The following is a 20,270-nucleotide window of genomic DNA, read 5'->3' on the forward strand; positions in this document are numbered from 1 at the left end:
GGGGGAGCCGGCCGGACGTACCGGCGAGCTCGCGGGTCGGGTGACTGCGTTGGATTGGCCGGCTGCGCAGGGCGTGCCATGCACTGGTCCGGCGCCGAACCGAGTACGACGGCGGGCCGCTAGCCCGCAGTCACCTCTTCCGTCCGGTATTCATACATCTGCCGAACCACCTCCTTTCCGAAGTACCTGCCACCCTAAGAACCGATCGCGCCAGGATCAACTGTTTTTCCGGGATGTCGGTGGATGACCTACGGCCGGCCGCCATGTCCGCCCGTCACGGCAGGAAAACCTCTTCGAGGAACGGCTCCACGGCCGCTCGCCAGGCCTCGGGCTGGTCGTAGTGGACGAGGTGTCCGGCGTCGGCGACCTCCGCGTACCGGCCGCGGGGCAGAACACGCACCATCTCCTGGGACTCCGCGCGGCCCAGCTCGCCGTCCAGGCCGCGGACGACCAGGGCAGGGCAGCGCACCTGCGCCAGCTCCTCCCAGTGCGCGTCGTACACCCAGGTGTGGCGGGACTTCAGCATCTGCTCCGGTTCGAAGACGGGCCGCCAGCCGTCCTCCGACTCGGTCATCACCTCGGCGTAGAACTCACCACGGGCCCGGTTCGGGCGCTCGACCCAGGGGTCGTCCTCGCCGAACCACTTCCGGACGTCGGCGATCGTGGCGAAGGGCAGGGGCCAGGACTTGAACCACTTCTCCCATTCGCGCTGGGAGGCGGCGCCGAGCGCGGAGGCCCGCATGTCGCAGATGATCAGGCCGCGCACCAGATCGGGGCGCTTGGCGGCGAGCTGCCAGGCGGTCAGTGCGCCCATGGCATGGCCGATGAGAACGGCCGGGGCGAGGTCGAGCTGTTCGAGGGCGGCCTCGGCGTCCTCGACGTAGACCTCGCGGGTGTACTCCCCCTCGGGGGGCTTGTCGCTCTGGCCGTGGCCGCGCTGGTCGAGCGCCACGGCGTGGTACCGCCCCGAGAGCCAGCGGGCTGTGGACGCCCAGTGGGAGGCGCGCCCCATCAGCCCGTGCAATAACAGCACGCCCGGTGCCCCCTCGCCCTCTCCGGTCTTCGGAGGGTCGGCGAACTCCCACGCGGCGAGGCGTAAGCCGCCGGCTCCGGTGACGTCGATGCGCCGCACCATCCTCTTGGCACCCCCCTGCTCGGCCCGGACCGCCCGCTCGCCCGGAGCGGCTGGTCCACTCGCTGGTCCTGCTACCGCTGTCGTGCTGCTCCTGCTGGTCACCGCTGTCACCGGGTGGTCGTCCTGGTGCGCTCGTGCCTGGTGCTCGCTCCGGTGCGGGACGCGCCGGTCGGTGCAGCGATGGTCCGGTGGGACCGTCACGCCCACGCTATCGAATGGCTATTCGAAAATGCTGCTTCTGGAGGCAACACCCCTCCTTCGAGTGACCTCCCTCGAGGGTTGGCCGCCGATTCCGGGGGGAGATCTTCACCGAGAGGCGGACCGCTCGGGGAAAAACGGTCCGCGGGGGACGACCCTGAGAGCTCGGGGCTCCGGGTCGGAACAGGGGAGGACAGGCCCCGGCGCCCTGGGGCGCCGGGGCCCTTCCCATGCCTGCGGCACATCCTTCCGCCCCCTCCCTGTCCAGGGGATATGGGTGTCACCCGCTGGCCAAGAGCTCTCAGGTCATATGCCTCATGCGACAGCCTCGCATGCCGACGGCGCGAGCGCTGCGATTCCGCACACTGAATCTTGGTTTTGGGCCGGATCGCGGGGCCGTCACAGCAGGCGCAGGGGTCACACCGCTTGACGGATCGTCGGATGATCAGGACATCCAGAGCCGTCGATTCCGGCGGTTGCGGAGGCCCCGGCTCCGCGCCGGAGCGCGGCCGGGCGCGCCCAGGGGCGACCCTGGGCCCTCACGGCGCCGCCCTAGCGCTTGGCCACGAAGACGTGGGATGCAATCTCGGACTCCAGCTCGGCCGCCTCGCCGCCGCTGCCGACCAGGACCCCGCCCGCGGACTCCGTCACACTGACCACGGAACCGGGCTGCACGCCTGCGCGCCGCAGCGTGTACATCAGCTGTGCGTCCGTCTGGATGGGCTCGCCGATCCGCCGTACGACGACGGTCTTCCCGTCCGAGCCCGGGTCCAGCTCGGCCAAGGACACCATGCCCTCGTCCAGGAACGGGTTCGCTCCGTCCTTCTCGCCCAGCTCCTCCAGGCCCGGGATCGGGTTCCCGTAGGGCGACTCGGTGGGGTGGCGCAGCAGGTCGAGGACGCGGCGCTCGACCGCCTCGCTCATCACGTGCTCCCAGCGGCACGCCTCGGCGTGCACCTGCTCCCACTCGAGGCCGATCACGTCGACCAGCAGGCATTCGGCCAGACGGTGCTTGCGCATGACGCGCGTGGCCAGGCGGCGGCCCTCGTCCGTGAGCTCCAGGTGGCGGTCCGCGGCGACCGACACCAGTCCGTCGCGCTCCATCCGGGCCACCGTCTGGCTGACCGTCGGGCCGCTCTGGTCGAGCCGCTCGGCGATCCGGGCGCGCATGGGGACCACGCCTTCCTCCTCGAGCTCGAGGATGGTGCGGAGGTACATCTCCGTCGTGTCGATCAGTCCGGACATACGTGCCCCTCGATGAGATCTGCCGGAGGCTCGACGGCTCACCGGCGTGTGCGCTGGCCCTGGATTCAATTCTGACGCATCGCACTGACAACCGTGGAGCGCCGGCCGAACCAGGGGTCACGGCTCTCGTAAGGTTCGCCGCGCCCCCGGGACAGCGTGGCCGTCCCGGGGGCCCACCGACCGTATTGACACGGCACTGGTCCAGACCGCAACGTGATCCGCGACACGGACCGTCACGGACGCCGGTGCGTGGCGGTGCGCCGTGCGTCAGCCGTCCGTCGGGAACGGGACACCGAGACTTCGAAGGGGCGTCGCCGATGAGTGACGAGCCGGGCGGCGGCAAGCCGCGCAGCGGTAGCGAGCTGGCCGGGCGGTTCTTCGAGGCGGCGATCGGGCTGCTGCGCCGGGTGCGGGACGAGGACGCGGAGCAGATCGCGGCGGCGGGCACCCTGATCGCGGACACCGTCGCCGACGGCGGCCGGCTGTTCGCCTTCGGCGCCGGGCACTCCTCGCTGGCCGCCCAGGACCTCGTCTACCGCGCGGGCGGCCTCGCCCTGATGAACCTGCTGGCCGTCCCCGGCGTCGTCGGGGTCGATGTGATGCCGGCGACCCTGGGCTCCGCCCTGGAGCGGGTCGACGGGCTGGCGGGCGCGGTCCTCGACTCCAGCCCGCTCCGTGCCGGCGACCTGCTGGTGATCATCTCCCTGTCCGGCCGCAACGCGCTCCCCGTCGAGATGGCGACGAACGCGCGCGCCCTCGGCGTCAAGGTCATCGGCGTCACCTCGGTGGCGTACGCCTCGGAGACGAAGTCCCGGCACGCCTCGGGCACCTATCTGAAGGACCACTGCGACATCGTCCTCGACTCGAAGATCCCCGTGGGGGACGCGGAGCTCAGCGTCGACAACATCCCCGCCCCCTTCGCCCCGGCCTCCACGGTGGTGACCACCGCCCTGCTCCAGGCGGTGATGGCCCAGGCCGCGGGCGCCCTCGCGGACCGCGGCATCGAACCGCCCCTGCTCAGGTCGGGGAACGTGGACGGCGGCCACGAGTGGAACGGCCGGGTCATGCGGGAGTACGGCGACCGGATCTTCTACCGGCAGTAGCCAGCCGCGTCCCCGGCAGCAGGGGCCGGAAGGGCGGCTACGCCTCCGGGGCCGCCATGTCGGCGAGGTCCAGCGCGGCGGCGATCCGTGCCGCGACGCTCTCCGCGTACACCGCGTCCGCCCGTTCGAACCGGCTCCGCCCCGCCGCGCGCAGGAACGTCACCACGCCCAGCGTCCGGCCCCGGCTGCGCAGCACCGTGCACAGCGCGTGCACCGCGTCCGCGGGCCAGCGCCGGTCGAGTGCCCACCGGTGTGCCTGCTCCGGGTCCACGTCTCCCGCGCCGGCCCGTACGGATCCGGTACGCGCGACGCACTGCAGGGCCGGATGTCCCTCGGCGTACCGCACGGGCAGCCCCGCCTTGCCGGTGAGCGCGCTGGGCCCCGGCGTGCCGGACGGCGTCTCGGCGGCCCGTACCAGGCGCACCGGACTCTCCCCGTCCGCCATGGCGCCGCCCGCGACCCGGTCGATCAGCGCGTGATCGGCGAATCCGGCCAGCGCGAAGTCCAGATGGACGGTGGCCCCCTCCAGAGGGTCCTCGCACTCGGCCGCCGCGCGGGCGGCGCGGTGGAGCTGGTTCGAGCGGAAGCGCAGCAGAGCCGCCTCCTGCTCGGTCTGTTTGGCCTCGGTGATGTCCTGGAAGAGCCACCCCACGCCCAGCGGAACCGGTTCCTCCGCGAGCGGTGAGGACAGCCGCAGGAACCCGCTGCGCCAGCACCGCCGCTTCTCGCCGTCGGCGGTCCGGACGCTCACCCACAGCTCGGCGGGAGCGGGCGGGGCCCCCTCGGCGAGCACATGGGTCAGCGCGCTCTCCAGCTCCTCGACCCCCTGGGAGAGCAGATCGCCGAGCGGACGGCCGAGCACGGCGGTCCGCCCGATGCCGAGGGCCCGGGCGGCGTGGGCGTTGACGACGGCCGGCCGCAGGTCCGCGTCGACGAGCACGACCCCCCAGCTCGCGTCCTCGAACAGGGCCTCGCTCAGCGCGATGGACCGCTCCAGGTCGATCTGCGCATGGACCTCGCTGAAGGCGCAGTAGACCCCGGCGGGTTTCCCGTCGGGTCCGCGCACCGCCGCAGACTGGGTCCGGACGAGCACCCGCCCGCCCTCCTTGGTCAGCAGTGCGAACTCGTGCACCTGGCGCCCGGGTGCGTCCATCGCGGACATCAGCCGCGCCTCGACCTCGGCGGCGTCGGCGGTGCGCACGGCCCATCCGGCGAATCCGCGCCGCCCCACCGCTTCGGCCGCGGACCATCCGAGGATCCGCTCGGCCTCCCGGTTCCAGTGGGTCACGACGCCGTCGGCGTCCAGGGCACACAGAGCCGCGTCCATGCCGTCGAGGAGCGCGGCGAGAAGATCCGAACCGTCCCGCTCGGGCTCACCCGGTCCCAGCTCGTCCGTCGTCCCACTACGCCGGGAAGCACTCACCTGGACCCCCCTGCAGGCTGCTGCGTCCGCGCGTACGGCGCGTTCTTCCGCTCACTCGCCATCATTCAACTCGAACGTGACACAGCACACATCTGCTTCCGGAAAGATTGGGGGAAATCGTTGCGCCCGGTTTTCTCCCCCGGCCGCCGCACCGGAGGGTGCCGGCCTACCCCTTGCTGACCGCCGTCAGGATCTCCGGCAGGCGTCGGGCCGTGCGCGGCGCCGCGAGGCGCAGGCCGAGCAGGGCGATTAGCGCGCCGTACGCGGCGCCCGCCGGCAGCAGCAGCCAGGTCCACGCGTCGCCGCCCGAGGCGACGTTCAGCCAGATCGTCGCCGTGATGACGGGCGCGGACAGCAGAGCGGCCGAGATCATGCCGCCGAAGATGGAGATCCAGGCGAGTCCCGCCTGGCCGGGGACCACGTTCTTGTAGCCCTCCTGCGGAATGGAGTAGGGGAAGCGGGCCGAGGTCCAGGCACCGGTGGCCAGCATCGCGCCGAGCAGCGCGAAGGAGAGACCGAGCACCTCGGGCAGCTTCGGCCAGGCGCCGAGCAGCGCGGTCGTCACGACGGTGACGAAGGTGGCGTAGGGCAGCGTGATCAGCAGCAGCGCCTGCGCCCGGCCGCGCAGTTCGGCGTAGGCGTCCCGAGGGGAGGAGATCGTCGTCGCGACCATCCAGAACGCGGACGTGTCCTGCCCGAACTGGTTGTACATCTGGATGCCGAGCATCCCGGCCGCGAAGCAGGCGAAGTAGATGGAGCCGGTGCCCTGGAGGGCGTTGAAGGCGGGGACGATCAGCCCGATCGCGAGCGAGGTCACCCATGCCGCCTTGGTCTTGGGATCGCGCCACACATACCGCAGGCTGCGCTCCATCACCGTGCCGGTGCGGCCCGCGGGCAGCAGCCGGGACAGGCCCGTCGAGGTGCGCTCCCGGGCGCTCGGTTCGGCGGCCTGGAGCGTGGACTGGTCCGGCGAGGTCATCAGCTTCGTCAGGCTGCGCGACCACAGGGTCAGCAGCCCGGCCAGGGCCGCCGCGCTCAGCGCGAGTTGGGCGAAGGCTGTGCCGTACGAACCGCGGCTCGCGGAGTCCACGGCACCGAGGGCGGACGCGGGCGGTACCCAGCGCAATACCTCGCCCACCGGGTCCAGCGGGGACAGCCCCGCCGAACCGAGCCGCTGGGCACCGAAGTTGACGAGCTGCGCGCCGACCGCGACGACGAGCCCGCTGAGCACGGCAAGATCGCGGCCCTTGCGGCTGGTCAGCAGCCGGATGTTGGCGGCGGCGACGGCGCGGGCGAGCGCCACGCAGACGAGCAGTGCCAGGACGACGGCGACCACGGCGGTGCCGTACGCGGCGGCTCCGTGCGCCATCGAGATCACCGCGCCGACGAACAGGCAGAGGGTGAAGAGGGGACCGAGACCGACCAAGGAGGCCGTGAGCAGAGCCCGTACGAGAGGCTGCGGGCGCAGCGGGAGCATCACCAGGCGGGTGGGGTCGAGCGTCTCGTCGCCGCTCGGGAAGAACAGCGGCATCACCGCCCAGCCGAGCGCCAGGATCTCGGTCAGCAGCACCGCGATGGTGGCGGCGTGCGCGTTGCCGCGCAGAGCGATCAGGCCGATCAGCTGCAGGGCGGCGATCAGGAGCACGAAGACGACGGACGTCACGTAGGCGGCCCTGCGTCCGGCGGACTGCCGCAGTCCGTTGCGCAGCAGGGACAGCTTGAGCCGTACGACGGTGGGGGTCAGGCCGGGAGCGGTCATCGGGCGCCGCCGCCGAGCCAGTCGAGGTCGGCGCCGGCGGTGCGGCCGTGCGCGCCGACCAGTTCCAGGAAGGCCTGCTGCAGGGTGGGCGCCTCGCCGCGTACGTCGGCGAGCGGACCGTGTGCGCGGATGCGTCCCGCGGCCATGACCGCCACCCAGTCGCACAGCGACTCGACCAGCTCCATGACGTGGGAGGAGAAGACGACGGTGGCGCCGGAGGCCGTGTAGCGCTCCAGGACACCGCGGATGGTCTGGGCGGACACCGGGTCGACGCCCTCGAACGGCTCGTCGAGGAAGAGGACCTCTGGATTGTGGAGCAGCGCGACGGCGAGCCCGATCTTCTTGCGCATGCCGGTCGAGTAGTCGACCACGAGCTTGTGCTGGGCGCCGGCCAGGTCGAGGACGTCGAGGAGCTGGGTGGCCCGCTTGTCGACCTCGGCGCCGGGCAGACCGCGCAACCGGCCCATGTAGCCGAGCAGTTCCCGGCCGGAGAGGCGTTCGAAGAGGCGCAGACCCTCGGGGAGGACGCCGATGCGCGCCTTCACCGCCACCGGGTCGCGCCACACGTCGTGCCCGACCACCTCGACGGTGCCCTGGTCGGGCCGCAGCAGTCCGGTGACCATGGACAGGGTGGTGGTCTTCCCGGCCCCGTTCGGGCCGACCAGCCCGATGAACCGCCCGGCGGGCAGCTCGAGGTCGATGCCGGCGACGGCTACCTGCTCCCCGAACCGCTTCCAGAGCCCCTGCACCCGTACGGCGGCCACAACCGCCCCTGCTCCCTCGGTCATACGAGCACCTTAGGGGGAGCAGTGCACCGAGCGGGGCGCGGGGAACCGCATGAGCGGCAACGGAGAACCCCACGGCACGGCCGCCGGACGCCATCCGTCACGCGGCCGGCGCCCGCGGTCGGCTACCGCTCCCGGCCGCAGGCGTACGCGAGTGGCGAGATCAACTCCTCCGCATCCGGCAGCCACCGGTTCGCGGGCGTCGGCCGGCAGACCCACTGCACGGCACCCCGCGACCCGTACCGCGTGGGCGGTGCGGCCACGTACGCCCCCTCGCCGAGCGTCAGCAGGTCGAGCGAGGAGGGCGACCAGCCCAGGTTCCGCACCAGGTGGGGGACCTTCGCCGAGGCGCCGGGCAGCACGAAGAACTGCATGCGCCGGTCCGGGGTCAGGGCCACCGGTCCGAGCGTCAGCTCCATTCGCTCCATGCGCGCGAGGGCGAGGAAGCCGGCGGTCTCCGGGACGTCGACGGCGTCGAAGGTGCGCCCGGTGGGCAGCAGGATCGACGCCGTCGGCCGCATGGTCCACAGACGGCGCGCGACGGCCGCGCTGCCGCTCGCCTGTGTCGCCCAGTCGTCGCGAGCCGGATGCGCACCGGGCACGGGGCACGCGGACCGACCGCAGGAGCAGTGCTGCATCCCGTCCACGGCTTCGAGCCAGGTCCCGGGGAACACGTCCCAGTGGCGTTCCTCGGCGTAACGTACGGCGGCTTCCAGGAGCGAATCGCCGCGCTGCTTCGGGATGTGGGCAGTTTCGGGGCCCGCGATGGTCTCTTCCACGATGAGCTCAACTCTAGCGGTCACGCGGGGTTACGCCCCGCTCGCGCGGTGCGACCGTCCGGGTCGGGGGCGGTTTTTGGGCATGCCCTTTTCGCCCTACATGCGCGGGGAGGAGCACCGTTCCCGGCGGCGGGGCGCACGGGTGCACGGTCGGGGGCGCGCAAGAGGAACGGCGACGGGGGCCGGGTAGTCAGGTGAGGGGCACGGCATCAGGCTTTACCCCGGCAATCCGCGCATGTCTCGCATCAGAGGTATGTCCGTTGGGCATCGATCTTCAAGACCGGATCTTTTCGGTGCACACCAAGGGTGTCCCCGGGAGTCCGGCCGCTGAAGACACGTCAACTCGGTGCGTGAGCAGTCACCGCAGTCACCGGGCGAACCGAGCCATGGATATGGGGGTGCGCATGGCCGCAAGGCCTCTCGTCGCGCGGCAGCCGAACGAACCGCTGCAAGCGCTCATTCAGGAAGCGGGCTGCTCGAACGCGGGGCTCGCCCGCCGGGTCAACATGTGCGGCGCGGAGCACGGTCTCGATCTGCGCTACGACAAGACGTCGGTGGCCCGCTGGCTGCGCGGTCAGCAGCCGAGGGGCCGGGCGCCGGCGATCATCGCCGAGGCGCTCGGCCGCAAGCTGGGGCGTACGGTCACGATCGACGAGATCGGGATGGCCAACGGCAAGAACCTCGCCTCGGGCGTGGGCCTGCAGTTCTCGCCGACGGTGCTCGGCGCCATCGAGCAGGTCTGCGAGCTGTGGCGCAGCGACGTCGGCCGCCGGGACTTCCTGTCCGGATCCTCGGTCGCCGCGTCCGCGCTCGTCGAGCCGAGCCGGGACTGGCTGATCTCCGCGCCGGATTCGCAGGTGTCGCGCTCGGCAGGGCCCCGGGTGGGACCCTCGGACGTGGCCGCGGTGCGCGCGATGACCCAGGCACTGGTCGAGCTGGACCACCAGTTCGGCAGCGGACATGTGCGGCCGGTCGTCGTGCACTACCTCAACAGCGTCGTGTCCGGCCTGCTTGCCGGCTCCTACCGGGACGCCGTGGGTCGCGAACTCTTCGCAGCCGTGGCCCGGTTGACGGAACTCGCGGGATACATGGCCATCGACACCGGGCAGCCGGGGCTCGCCCAGCGGTACTACATCCAGGCGTTGCGCCTCGCCCAGGCGGCGGGGGACCGCGGGTACGGCGGCTATGTGCTGGCCGCCTCCATGAGCCATCTCGCGGCGCAGCTCGGAAACCCGCGGGAGATCGCGCAGTTGGCGCGCGCGGCCCAGGAGGGAACGCGTGGGCGGGTGACGCCGCGGGCGGAGGCGATGTTCCACGCCGCCGAGGCGCGGGGGCACGCGCTGCTGGGCGACGTGCGCGCCGCCCAGTTCGCTTCCGGGCGCGCGGTCGCGGCGCTCGAGGCGGCCGGCGCGGCGTCCGGGGACGACCCGGTGTGGATCGCCCACTTCGACCAGGCCTATCTGGCGGACGAGCTGGCGCACTGCCACCGCGACCTCGGGCAGGCCGAGGCTGCTGCGCGGCGGGCGGAGGAGTCCCTCGCGGGGCACCCCGAGTCGCGGGCCCGGCGCCGGGCGATCGGCTATGTGCTGCTCGCCACTGCGCAGGTGCAGCAGCGCGAGGTGGAACAGGCCTGCCACACCGGTCTGAAGGCCGTGGAACTGCTCGGCACGCTGCGCTCGAATCGCGGGTCCGAGTATCTGGAGGACCTCCAGCAGCGGCTGGAGCCGTTCCAGGAGGAGGCCGTGGTGCGGGAGTTCGGGGCACGGCTGGATCTGGCGGCCGCGGCGTAGGGGCATCGCGCCGGGTGCCGTCGGGGGTGCGGGGCGGGAGGTGCCGGCAAGGGTCTTCGCCCCGGCCCGGGAGATCCGCGATGAGGTGACGCGGCGCGGTCGCCGGCCGTCGCTCCCGATCGCCCGGGCGGCCCCCGTGATCGGGACGTGAACCCTCCTTACGGGGTGGCCGCCCTGGTGTGAAGGCCCGGGAAACGCCAGGTGATCGAGAAGTGAGGGTCCGAGGGGTGACGTAAACAGCGCCTGGCGACGCGGTTTTGTTACGACGGTCACATGGGTACGAGGTCAGGCCCTGTGCTGCGTGGCACCAGCTTGTGGGGACCCGGTAGCGTGAGCCGACGATTCCGAAAGTCCCCCATTCGTAGGAGTCCCGGTGACGCAGAGTGGACAGGGTGAGGAGCCCTCGGCGCGGACCGCGCGCGAAGGCATCGTGCTGCCTTCCGACGGCGGCGAGCCCCTGCTGCCGAGCCAGGCGGGCGGGGCGAACGGTTCCGCGGTTCCGGCGGGCGGCCATGGTGCCGCCCCGGTGGGCGGCGCCGGCGGTCAGGGCGCGCCCATGACAGGTCAGGCCTGGGGTCAGCCGTGGGGTCCCGGCCAGCAGTCCGAGACACCGCAGCCCGGTCAGGGCTGGGGCGGCGACGCCGGGCAGCACTGGGGTGAGCACCAGCAGCCCGGGGCCGCGCCCGCACCGGCGTGGGACTCCCCGGGCGCACAGCCCTCCTGGGAGTCCTCGGATCCGCAGTCGGGCTGGGGCGGGGCCCCCGCCCCCCACGAGTCGCACGCGGCGCTGGGGCAGCCGATGCCGCCGCACGCCCCGATGGGCGCGGGTGCGGGTCCGCTGCCGCCCGAGGGCGCGCAGCCGTCGTCGTACGGTGTGGACGGACACGGTGCGCCCGGGGGCGCACATCACCTCCAGCAGGGCGCACACGCCGCACCGCTGCCGCCCGCCGACGAGGGCGCCACGCAGTACATCCCGCCGGTGCCCGCCACCGGTGACGCGCAGGCCACGCAGTACCTCCCGCCCGTCGCCGCCCAGGAGGCGGCGACCCAGTACATACCTCCGGTCGGGCCGGGAGCGCTCCCGACGGAGATGCCCGCGGACGACGCGACGCGGTTCCTCGGCCGGACCGGGGGCTCCCCGGCCGCCGGTCCGATGCCGCCCGCCGCCGGTCCCGACGCGCAGGCCACGCAGTACCTCCCGCCCGTGCCCGGGCAGCCGGGTCCCGTGCCGTACGGGATGCCGCCCGACGGCGACCGGCAGACGCCGGCGGAGTTCGACAACCTCTTCCGCCACGACGGCGCCGCGCCCGCCACCCAGTATCTGCCCCGGTTCGACGCCCCGGACGGGCCCGGCGTCCCCGGTACCCGGGCGGCCGGACGGCGCGACGACGGTGGTCGTGGCCGCCCGCGCAACGCGGTCATCGCGGCCGTGGGCGTGGGCATCGTCGTCCTCGGCATCGGAGCGGGCGCCCTGCTCAGCGGCGGGGGTGACGACCCCAAGAGCGACAACAGCAAGAACGTCTCGGCGACCGGCCCGGCCGCGAACGCCTCGGAGCCGGGGTCCGGCGACGCCGCCAAGCAGCAGGCCGCGGCGCTGGACAAGCTCCTCGCCGACAGCGGCAACAGCCGCGGCTCCGTGATCAAGGCGGTGGCCGAGGTCAAGGTCTGCCAGAACCTCGGCCAGGCGGCCACCGACCTGCGCAACGCGGCCCAGCAGCGGAGCGGCCTGGTCACCCGGCTGTCCGGGCTCGCGGTCGACAAGCTCCCGAACCACGGCGAGCTGACCACGGCGCTCACCAACGCCTGGAAGGCCTCCGCGTCCGCCGACACCCACTACGCCGCCTGGGCCGACCAGGTCGCGGCCAACAAGAAGGGCTGCAAGAGGGGGCAGGCGCGCTCCACCGGGCAGACGGGGGCGGGCAACCGGGACAGCGGCACGGCCAGCGCCGAGAAGACGAAGGCCGCGCGGCTGTGGAACGCCATCGCCCAGAAGTACGGCCTGACCCAGCGCCAGCCGACCCAGCTGTGAACACAGCGGTGTGCGCCGCTCCGGAGCCGTTCGGCACCGCGGCGGCGCACACCCGGTGACACTGTGACCGTCCTGTCCGGGCCCAGGGCCCGTGTGCCCTACTGGAGCGCGGTGCTCTCCAGCGTCTTCGACACGTTCACGAAGCCCTTGGTCGCCGCCACCAGCTGCCCCTGGCGCACCACCTGGAGGGTCACGTCGGAGTTGATCAGACGCGGGTAGTCGATGACCGCGGTCAGGTCCTGGAAGCGCCAGCGCAGAGGCGGCGTGAGGCCGCCCGTGTCGACCTGGAGGCCGTTGTCGAGGGCCGAGCGGATGGTGCTCGCGGTCACCTCGCCGCCGCCGAGCGACTCGACGACCTTCTTCAGGACCGTGTACGCGATCCAGGTGGTCTGCACGCCCGCGTCCGCCGGGTCGATCCGGTTGTCACCGAAGGCCTCCTCGCGGATGACCTTCTTCATCGGATCCCAATGCGGGTCCGTCGCCTCCGGATACCAGCCGGTGATATACGCCCCTTCGTAGGGGCTCGAGGCGCCGCCCGACTGGTTGATGATCGACTGGTCGACACTGCCGAGCACCGAGCCGGTGCGCACCGCGGGGTACTCCGTGCTCAGGCGGCGGAAGGAGTCCATGAAGGTGCCGGTGCGCTCGTCGAGCGAGGGCACCACGCACCCCTTCTTCTGCGGGTCCGTGGTCGCCTTCTGCAGCGCCTGCTGGGCCTGGGCGTCGAACGAGGTGGCGTCCTCGGCGGCGCGCACGTCGGCGGCGGACGAGTGGTTGCCCGCCGTGAGCCCGGCGTCGAGCAGCACCGGGAGCTGGTCGCCGGCGACGGTGTCCGGGCGGACCAGGGCGACGCCCCCGCAGTTCCTGCCCAGCTCCTCGCCCAGGCCCGCCAGCAGTGCCGGCTGACCACCGTTGACGGGGTAGGAGAGCACGCTCTTGAACTCGTCGTCGGTCAGGCCGTACCCGCCTATGTAGGGGATGCCCGCCGACTCCAGCGGTGAGAGGAAGGAGGACGCGAACTGGCTGTAGGAGCCGACGACCGCGACGACCTTCCTCTTGACGGCGATCCGCGCGCACTTCGCGGCGCTGACGTAGTCGTTGTGGTCGTTGCAGGTGAGCACGTTGAGCTTGTGCCCGTTGAGCCCGCCGTGCGAGTTGATCCAGCGCGCGTAGGCCCGCGCCATCGCCGGCATGCCCGGCTTGTTGGTCGCGGAGGTGTCCTGGGGCGCCCAGGTCATGACGGTGATGGAGTCCCCGGAACCCCCCGTGGTACCTGGGACGATGCCGCAGGCGGCGGCCATCGACGCACAGGCCACCATCGCGCCCGCGGAGAGCAGGGCGTTCCGGACGCGGCGGCTGCCCGCTTTTCGGACGGCGCCCGGGCTGGTGGGGGAGGAACTGGTGCGTCGACTGCCGGTCATGGCGTGCACGATTCCGCCACATCACTAACCGGTGTATGCACGGTGGTCAACGACAGGTGTCGTAGGAGTGAATTGAGGGGGCCGATGATCCGGTTTTCACAGGGAACGTACGATCGATGACCGTGCAAGGTTCGGAGAACTCTTCCCGTCGTGGCCGTCGCTACTCCACCATGGGCGACATGCCCCTGAATGACATGCCGTGGTGGCGCTGGCGCAGCAATGTGCGCTCGGCGCTGCACATGCTTTCCGACCAGGCGTTCCAGCGGGACGTGTGGCTCGCCGGTACCGAGGGGTACGGCGACGTCACGGACGCCGTGTACCGCCTGGTCGAGGACACCTGGCTGGACAACTGGTCCGCCGACAAATACGTCGGCACGATCTTCCGCGACTCGCAGGAGGCGGCGCTCGTGGACACGGCCGTGCTGCGGGTGCTGCGGATCATGCACCAGGTCGGCCCGGACGCGCCGGTCCAGGCCTACATGGACCACCACGGGTGGCCGGAGGCGGTGCGGGCGGCTCGCGACGCCCATGTACGGCTCGCGACGAGCGACGGTGAGGACCCCGACGCGCCGCCACGGACGCTCGAGGTGCTGCGGATCCTCACCCGGTCCGCCTAGTCCGTCGCCGCGCGGTCCGGGTGGCGGAACGTCGCCCCGTGCAGGCCAGCGGTCATGAGACCCTGGCCTGCATGAGTGAGCAGTCCACCCGAGCCGCGGCCCCCGCCGACCAGTACGTCCTCACCCTCTCCTGCCCGGACAAGCAGGGCATCGTGCACGCCGTGTCGAGCTACCTGTTCATGACCGGCTGCAACATCGAGGACAGCCAGCAGTTCGGTGACCGCGACACGGGGCTGTTCTTCATGCGGGTCCACTTCTCGGCGGAGTCGCCGGTGACCGTGGACAAGCTGCGCGCGAGCTTCGCGGCGATCGGCGACTCCTTTCACATGGAGTGGCAGATCCACCGGGCCGACGAGAAGATGCGGGTCGTCCTCATGGTCAGTAAGTTCGGGCACTGCCTGAACGACCTGCTCTTCCGCGCCCGGATCGGGGCGCTGCCCGTCGAGATCGCGGCCGTGATGTCCAACCACACCGAGTTCGCCGAGCTGGTGGGTTCGTACAACGTCCCCTTCCAGCACATCCCGGTGACGAAGGACACCAAGCCGGAGGCCGAGGCACAGCTGCTGGAGCTGGTCCACGAGCGGGACGTCGAGCTGGTGGTGCTGGCCCGCTACATGCAGGTGCTCTCGGACGACCTGTGCAAGCAGCTCAGCGGCCGGATCATCAACATCCACCACTCGTTCCTGCCGAGCTTCAAGGGCGCCAAGCCGTACCACCAGGCCCACGCGCGCGGTGTGAAGCTGATCGGTGCCACCGCCCACTATGTGACGGCCGACCTCGACGAGGGCCCGATCATCGAGCAGGAGGTCGAGCGCGTGGGCCACGACGTGACCCCCGACCAGCTGGTCGCGATCGGGCGCGACGTCGAGTGCCAGGCACTGGCTCGCGCGGTCAAGTGGCACGCCGAGCGCCGGATCCTGCTGAACGGCCGCCGAACGGTCGTCTTCGCCTGAGACCCGGGCTACATCCGGCTCAGTGACGCGGCCGCGAACAGCACGTCGCTGATCGCCTCGCGGTCGCCGACCTGCCCCGCCGCCGCCTCCTGGGGCGGCACATGACCCGCTGCCAGACGGCAGAACTCCACCGCGTCGAGTGCGACGTGCGCCACTTCGCGCTCGGCGGTGGCGACCGCTCCCGGCGAGTCGAGGGCGATCAGCCACTCGCCGCCGCCCGCGCCCTCGATCTCCAGACGCAGGGTGCGCCCCGGTTCGCCCGCCGGGACGAGGTGGCGGGTGCGGCCGGGCGCGGCGAGCCCGGCCTGCCGCCGCGCCGCCAGAACCCCGGGCAGCATCCGCGCCCCCAGGTCGATCATCCTGTTCAGAAGGCGCGGGGCCGGCGGCCCGTACGGATAGTCGATGGCGCCCGCGATGTCCTCCGCGTGCACCCAGCACTCGAAGGCCCGGTCCACCATCGCGTCGCGCAGCGACAGCGTGAAACTCCCGTACGACACCGAGGGCTTCCCGGAGTCCCCGTCGGTGAAGGACAGCGTCCGCACCAGGTTGTGGCTCTGGTCCCGCCACCGGTTGCGCACGGACCGCGTCGGCGGGAAGTGCGAGGTGCGCCAGTACGCCTCCGTACGGCCCTCCGGTGTGCCGTCCTCGGCGGTCACGTCCCCGAGCGGGTCCTCGAGCCCCAGCGACACCGCCACCAGTCCGTCCACGGTCAGCAGATGGGCGATCACACCGGCGACGGTGGTGCGACGGCTCGCGGGGCCCGTCCCGTCGAACCACCGCAGACGCACCGGCGTGTGCCACTCGGCGTCGCCTATGTCCTGCAGCAGGGCGTCGAGGCGCGCGGCCTCCGCGTCGTACGGCGCCACCCAGTCCGGCACCGGGATGCGCGGCGGGCGCCGGTCGAGGCAGGCCTCCAGCACGCGGGTGCGCAGAGCGGGGTCGAGGTCGAGGCTCTCCGGACGCTGCAGCAGGCCCACGGCCTCGCGCAGCTGCAGCGCCTCGTCCGCGCACGCGCCGCAGTCGCCGAGGTGGGCCTCGACGGCCGCCGTCTCCTCGAGCGAACAGGCGGCGAGCGCCCACGCCCCGAGCAACGACTTCAGCACCCGGTGCGCGAGCGGGTCCGAAGGCGCGGGGGACGGTTCGGGATCGGGCAGGGGCAGCCCGGTCTCCTCGGCGGAACCGCGCGCCGGCGGCACCGGCTCGCCCTCGCCCCCGGCGTCCTGGGAGCCGCCGGGGGATCTGTCCGTGCCGTCGCGCAGGGCGTCGCCGTCCTCGGGGGCGTCCGGACCGCCCGGCCCGGCGCCGCTCGGGCCGTCGGGTCCGTTCGTGCCGTTGTGCCGGTCGTCGCCGTGCTCGCGGTTGTCGGGGCCGGTCACCACACCGCTCCCGGTTCGGGAGGGACGCCCGAGGGGCCGGTCTCATGGGCCGTGGCCAGCAGCTGGAGGCCGAGGCGGAGCCTGCGGCGGGCCTCGTCCTGGGTGATGCCGAGGTCGACGGCGGTCTGGCGGTAGTCCCGGCGCTGGAAGTAGGCCCGCTCGAGCGCGGCCCGCAGCGGTACGGGCATCGAGGTGGCGATGTAGTCGGCGCGGGCCGCGACCGAGGCGCGGCGCACCTTTCGCTCCAGGTCCTCCCGGGTGCCCCCGCCGCTCCGGGTGAGCGCTGCGGTCTCGTCGGCGCGCAGCCGCTGCACGGCGAGCCGGTGGGTCAGCGTGGCGACCCAGGTCCGCAGGGGACCCTGCTTCGGGTCATACGCCTCGGGGTTCTCCCAGACCTGCACGAACAACTCACGCGTGATGCCGTCCGCCGCCTCCTCGTCCCCGAGCACGCGATGGGCGAGGCCGTGCACGAGCGAGGCGAACCGGTCGTAGCACTCACCGAGCGCGGCGGCCTCACGCCGGGCGAGCCGCTGCTGCATCCGGCGGTCCCAGCGGGGCGGTGCGTCCTTCTTCGCCATGCGGCCCCCTCGTCCCCGGCCCTGCCGGGCCCTGTCCCGGTCCAGCCTCCGTCCCCTGTCTCCTCGAATGTAGTCGGCACGTAGGACAACGCACGCCCCTTTGGCGCAATGTGCGCCCCTCGGCGAGCCGTTGGTGGTAAAGGCGCCCGGACGGGACCGGTGGATCGGGCGAGGGCGCCCCCGACGCATATCCGGCGATCAGACATGAACGAAACGCGATCGTTGCGGATTGAATTGGCTCAATTCATACGTACTTTCGATCGAAAGTGCGGTGTTTCATGGAGGTGTGTTGGGGCAGCCGCGCCTGAAGGAAGCGTAGGGACCGCTTCCGTTTCGATCAGGTGCAGGCAAGCAGGAGGCGTGGCGGTGACACTCAAAGTGACCTTCGCGGAGCACGGCGAGTGGGCCGTGCTCCAAGTGGCGGGCGAGCTGGATCTGGTGACATCGCCAGTACTGCGGCAGCGGGTGCACGACGCGGTGGCGGACGGCCGTCATCACGTCGTCCTTGACCTCTCCGAGGTCGTCTTCTGCGACTCCAGCGGGGTCGGCGTACTGATCGCCACCCGCCGGCTGATCCGCTCCTGCCAGGGTCGGCTCAGACTCATCCTGCCCGGGCCCGAGGGGGTCGAAGCGGCCCACGTCAACCGGGTCCTCGCCGCCCTCGGCGTGCGACGCCTCTTCGACGTATACCCTGACGCCACCGCGGCCATCGACGAGGACTCCAGACCCCTGAGCGCGTAGCCCCGCACGGCCGGCGCGGTCCGTACGGCCTCGCGCCGACCGGATTCCGCCGCCCGGCATGTGGCCCGTCCCACACCCGGGGCACGCCCGTACCAGGGAAAGTCGCAGGACAGACACACTGTCGTCGCAGAATTCCTGCGATCTTGGTACAAGCGTCGTTTTCCGTCACTCATGAGCCCCGGCTCGTCGTACGCTCCCTGCGAGACACCCCCGACGTCACGTAAGGCGGCCCGAAACACATGGTCAGTACCGAATACGAGCGCAGGATCGCCGCCAGGTTCGCCACCTTCGACCAGGACGGCAACGGCTACATCGACCGCGAGGACTTCAGCGCGGCGGCCAAGGCGGTCCTCACCGAGTTCGGCACTACCGCCCGTTCGGAGCAGGGGCAGGCCCTGTACGCCGGCGGCGAGGCCTTCTGGCAGGGCATGGCCGGGATAGCGGACCGGGACGGCGACCAGCGCATCACGCGCGAGGAGTTCGTGGGGAGCGCGGTCAAGCGGCTGCGCGACAACCCCGACCGCTTCGCCGAGATCGCCCGGCCCTTCCTGCACGCGGCGCTCGCCGTGGCGGACGCCGACCGCGACGGCGTGGCGACGGTCCAGGAGACCGTCCGCGTCCTGAAGGCCCTCGGCGTGCACGAGGACATCGCCCAGGCGGCCGCCGTGACGCTCGACGCGGACGGCGACGGCAAGGTCGGCGAGGCGGAGATCGTGTCCGCGTTCGCGCGCTACTTCACCGTTCCCGAGTAGCGTTCGCGCAGCTTGTACTTGAGTACCTTCCGCAGGGTGTCGTTGCGCGGAAGGGCGTCCACCACTTCCAGCTGCTCCGGCAGCTTGTGCACGGACAGTCCTTCCGCGCGCAGATACGCGGTGACCGCGGACAGGGTCAGCTCGCCGGCCGCCGGAGCTCGTTCGACCACCGCGCAGACCCGTTCGCCGCGCTCCTCGTCGGGCAGCCCGATCACGGCCACATCCTGGACGGCGGGGTGCCGGTGCAGCAGGTCCTCGATCTCCCGGGCGGAGATGTTCTCGCCCTTGCGGATGATGACGTCCTTCAGACGTCCGGTGAGCACCAGATGGCCACTGTCGGTGAGACGGCCGAGGTCGCCCGTGCGGAGGAACCCGTCCTCGTCGAACGCCTCCGCCGTCCGGTCCGCATCCAGGTACCCCTGGCAGACGGCCTCCCCCTTGAGGCGCACCTCGCCGTTCACGATCCGTATCTCCATGCCCTCGGGCGGCCGGCCCTCCGTCGTCGCCAGGTTCTCCGCCGAGTCGTCCGGGGCCCCCATCGTGATCATCGGCACCTCGGTCATCCCGTAGCCGTGGGTGAGCTGCACGCCCATCTCGCGGACGACGCGGTGGTAGAGCTCGGGAGGCTTGGGCGCGCCACCGCCCGCCAGCAGCCGCAGGGTCGGGATCACCTTCACACCCGGCTGTCTGCGCTGCTCCGCCAGGAACATCGAGTAGAAGGCCGTCGAGCCGCCGGCCACCGTCACTCCGTGCTTGCGGTAACCCTCCAGTGCCTCCGGCAGCGCGAACTGCTCGAACATCACCGCGGGGAAGCCGTACAGCAGGAGCATCACTGTGTAGTCGGGGCCGGCGACATGGGCGTAGGGGAAGGCCATCGAGCCCACGTCGTCCTCGGACAAGTGCAGCGCGTGCGCGAGGCAGGAGCCGCCCGCGATCAGCGAACGGTCCGTGTGCAGCACGCCCTTGGGGTCGGAGGTGGTGCCCGAGGTCCAGTAGATCCAGCGGACCGAGGTGCCGTCGGCGGGCGGCGCGGGCAGGACACGGGGGTCGCCGTCGGGCAGGCCGTCGCCGTGGTACGCCTCGAAGACCCCCTTCGCGCCGAGCCGGCGCGCCATCGCCGTGTGGTCGAAGCCCCGCCAGGTGCCCGGCACCGCGAAGAACTCCGCCTTCGACTCCCGTAGCGCGAAACCCACCTCGCGGTCCCGGTAGAACGGGATGACCGGTGTCTGCACGGCGCCGAGACGGGCCAGCGCGAAGGACAGCAGGGCCGTCTCGATACGGGTGGGCAGCTGCCAGGCGACCACCGTGCCGGGGCGCACGCCCATGCCGTGGAGCCCGGCGGTCACCCGCTCGGCGCGGTCGCGCAGTTCCCCGAAGCTCAGGGAGCGGTCGTCCTGGAGCAGGACGGGCCGGTCGGGGGTGAGGGAGGCGCGCCGGGCGACCAGTTCCCAAAGCGTGCGGGATGTGCCCAGCGCGTGCGCGGTCTCGTTCATGAGGCCCCCAGTCTCCTGACGGTCAGTCAGATAGTGGGCAGAGCGTAGGCCTCGCCGCCTTGTCGGTCCAGGGGTGCGGGACTAGCCTGCTGG

Annotated in this window: 17 protein-coding genes; 7 read left to right on the forward strand and 10 right to left on the reverse strand. The window is 72.0% G+C overall.

Annotated elements, in window-relative coordinates:
• Window positions 1-274 precede the first annotated feature (274 nt).
• Window positions 275-1,135, reverse strand: a complete 861-nt coding sequence (locus ACQEXA_RS31215) for an alpha/beta fold hydrolase (protein ID WP_432929337.1) — start codon at window positions 1,133-1,135, stop codon at window positions 275-277.
• Window positions 1,136-1,885: 750 nt separating this feature from the next.
• Window positions 1,886-2,578 carry a metal-dependent transcriptional regulator gene (locus tag ACQEXA_RS31220; protein WP_432929335.1) on the reverse strand — a complete coding sequence of 231 codons (693 nt, stop codon included), beginning with the start codon at window positions 2,576-2,578 and terminating at the stop codon, window positions 1,886-1,888.
• A gap of 317 nt (window positions 2,579-2,895) precedes the next feature.
• Here ACQEXA_RS31220 and ACQEXA_RS31225 point away from each other — a divergent pair, with 317 nt between their 5' ends.
• Window positions 2,896-3,681, forward strand: a complete 786-nt coding sequence (locus tag ACQEXA_RS31225; protein ID WP_432929334.1) for an SIS domain-containing protein — start codon at window positions 2,896-2,898, stop codon at window positions 3,679-3,681.
• Between the two features lie 37 nt (window positions 3,682-3,718).
• On the opposite strand, the gene ACQEXA_RS31230 is transcribed toward ACQEXA_RS31225, so the two are convergent.
• From ACQEXA_RS31230 to ACQEXA_RS31245, 4 genes are all read right to left on the reverse strand, one after another.
• Window positions 3,719-5,104 carry a PAS domain-containing protein gene (locus tag ACQEXA_RS31230; protein ID WP_432929332.1) on the reverse strand — a complete coding sequence of 462 codons (1,386 nt, stop codon included), beginning with the start codon at window positions 5,102-5,104 and terminating at the stop codon, window positions 3,719-3,721.
• A 166-nt stretch (window positions 5,105-5,270) separates the two neighbouring features.
• Window positions 5,271-6,863 carry a transporter gene (locus tag ACQEXA_RS31235; protein WP_432929330.1) on the reverse strand — a complete coding sequence of 531 codons (1,593 nt, stop codon included), beginning with the start codon at window positions 6,861-6,863 and terminating at the stop codon, window positions 5,271-5,273.
• Complete coding sequence (locus tag ACQEXA_RS31240; protein WP_432929328.1) at window positions 6,860-7,651, reverse strand: ABC transporter ATP-binding protein; 792 nt, start codon at window positions 7,649-7,651, stop codon at window positions 6,860-6,862. Before ACQEXA_RS31240 ends, ACQEXA_RS31235 begins: the two co-directional genes overlap by 4 nt.
• A 122-nt stretch (window positions 7,652-7,773) precedes the next feature.
• A complete protein-coding gene (locus ACQEXA_RS31245) occupies window positions 7,774-8,427 on the reverse strand; it encodes a bifunctional DNA primase/polymerase (RefSeq protein ID WP_433134659.1) in 654 nt (217 codons plus the stop codon).
• Between the two features lie 404 nt (window positions 8,428-8,831).
• On the opposite strand from ACQEXA_RS31245, the gene ACQEXA_RS31250 reads away from it, so the two are divergent.
• Together ACQEXA_RS31250 and ACQEXA_RS31255 are read left to right on the forward strand one after the other, a co-directional pair.
• On the forward strand, window positions 8,832-10,217 hold the full coding sequence (locus ACQEXA_RS31250; protein WP_433131707.1) for a transcriptional regulator: 1,386 nt from the start codon (window positions 8,832-8,834) through the stop codon (window positions 10,215-10,217).
• 373 nt (window positions 10,218-10,590) lie between these two features.
• The gene (locus ACQEXA_RS31255; RefSeq protein ID WP_433131709.1) at window positions 10,591-12,246 is read left to right on the forward strand and encodes a hypothetical protein; all 1,656 of its coding nucleotides are present in this window, start codon (window positions 10,591-10,593) and stop codon (window positions 12,244-12,246) included.
• Window positions 12,247-12,344: 98 nt separating this feature from the next.
• Here the strand turns inward: ACQEXA_RS31255 and ACQEXA_RS31260 are convergent, their stop codons facing one another.
• Window positions 12,345-13,667 (reverse strand): ABC transporter substrate-binding protein, encoded by a 1,323-nt coding sequence (locus tag ACQEXA_RS31260; RefSeq protein ID WP_433131710.1) that lies wholly within the window; start codon window positions 13,665-13,667, stop codon window positions 12,345-12,347.
• Window positions 13,668-13,783: 116 nt separating this feature from the next.
• Between ACQEXA_RS31260 and ACQEXA_RS31265 the strand changes: the two genes are divergently transcribed.
• Together ACQEXA_RS31265 and purU are read left to right on the forward strand one after the other, a co-directional pair.
• A complete protein-coding gene (locus ACQEXA_RS31265; protein WP_432929320.1) occupies window positions 13,784-14,284 on the forward strand; it encodes an SCO4402 family protein in 501 nt (166 codons plus the stop codon).
• A 71-nt stretch (window positions 14,285-14,355) separates the two neighbouring features.
• Entirely contained in the window at window positions 14,356-15,237 is an 882-nt protein-coding gene (gene purU / locus ACQEXA_RS31270) for a formyltetrahydrofolate deformylase (protein ID WP_432929319.1), read from the forward strand.
• An 8-nt stretch (window positions 15,238-15,245) separates the two neighbouring features.
• Here the strand turns inward: purU and ACQEXA_RS31275 are convergent, their stop codons facing one another.
• Together ACQEXA_RS31275 and ACQEXA_RS31280 are read right to left on the reverse strand one after the other, a co-directional pair.
• On the reverse strand, window positions 15,246-16,613 hold the full coding sequence (locus tag ACQEXA_RS31275) for a maleylpyruvate isomerase N-terminal domain-containing protein (RefSeq protein ID WP_432929317.1): 1,368 nt from the start codon (window positions 16,611-16,613) through the stop codon (window positions 15,246-15,248).
• Window positions 16,610-17,191 carry a sigma-70 family RNA polymerase sigma factor gene (locus ACQEXA_RS31280; protein WP_433131712.1) on the reverse strand — a complete coding sequence of 194 codons (582 nt, stop codon included), beginning with the start codon at window positions 17,189-17,191 and terminating at the stop codon, window positions 16,610-16,612. Before ACQEXA_RS31280 ends, ACQEXA_RS31275 begins: the two co-directional genes overlap by 4 nt.
• Window positions 17,192-17,551: 360 nt before the next feature.
• On the opposite strand from ACQEXA_RS31280, the gene ACQEXA_RS31285 reads away from it, so the two are divergent.
• Window positions 17,552-17,932, forward strand: a complete 381-nt coding sequence (locus ACQEXA_RS31285; RefSeq protein WP_359394019.1) for an STAS domain-containing protein — start codon at window positions 17,552-17,554, stop codon at window positions 17,930-17,932.
• Between the two features lie 239 nt (window positions 17,933-18,171).
• The gene (locus tag ACQEXA_RS31290; RefSeq protein WP_359394022.1) at window positions 18,172-18,684 is read left to right on the forward strand and encodes an EF-hand domain-containing protein; all 513 of its coding nucleotides are present in this window, start codon (window positions 18,172-18,174) and stop codon (window positions 18,682-18,684) included.
• On the opposite strand, the gene ACQEXA_RS31295 is transcribed toward ACQEXA_RS31290, so the two are convergent.
• Window positions 18,663-20,177, reverse strand: a complete 1,515-nt coding sequence (locus ACQEXA_RS31295) for a class I adenylate-forming enzyme family protein (protein ID WP_433131714.1) — start codon at window positions 20,175-20,177, stop codon at window positions 18,663-18,665. The genes ACQEXA_RS31290 and ACQEXA_RS31295 overlap by 22 nt on opposite strands.
• Window positions 20,178-20,270 lie beyond the last annotated feature (93 nt).

This window comes from Streptomyces sp. CA-106110 (genome assembly GCF_050936285.1).
Lineage (GTDB): Bacteria > Actinomycetota > Actinomycetes > Streptomycetales > Streptomycetaceae > Streptomyces.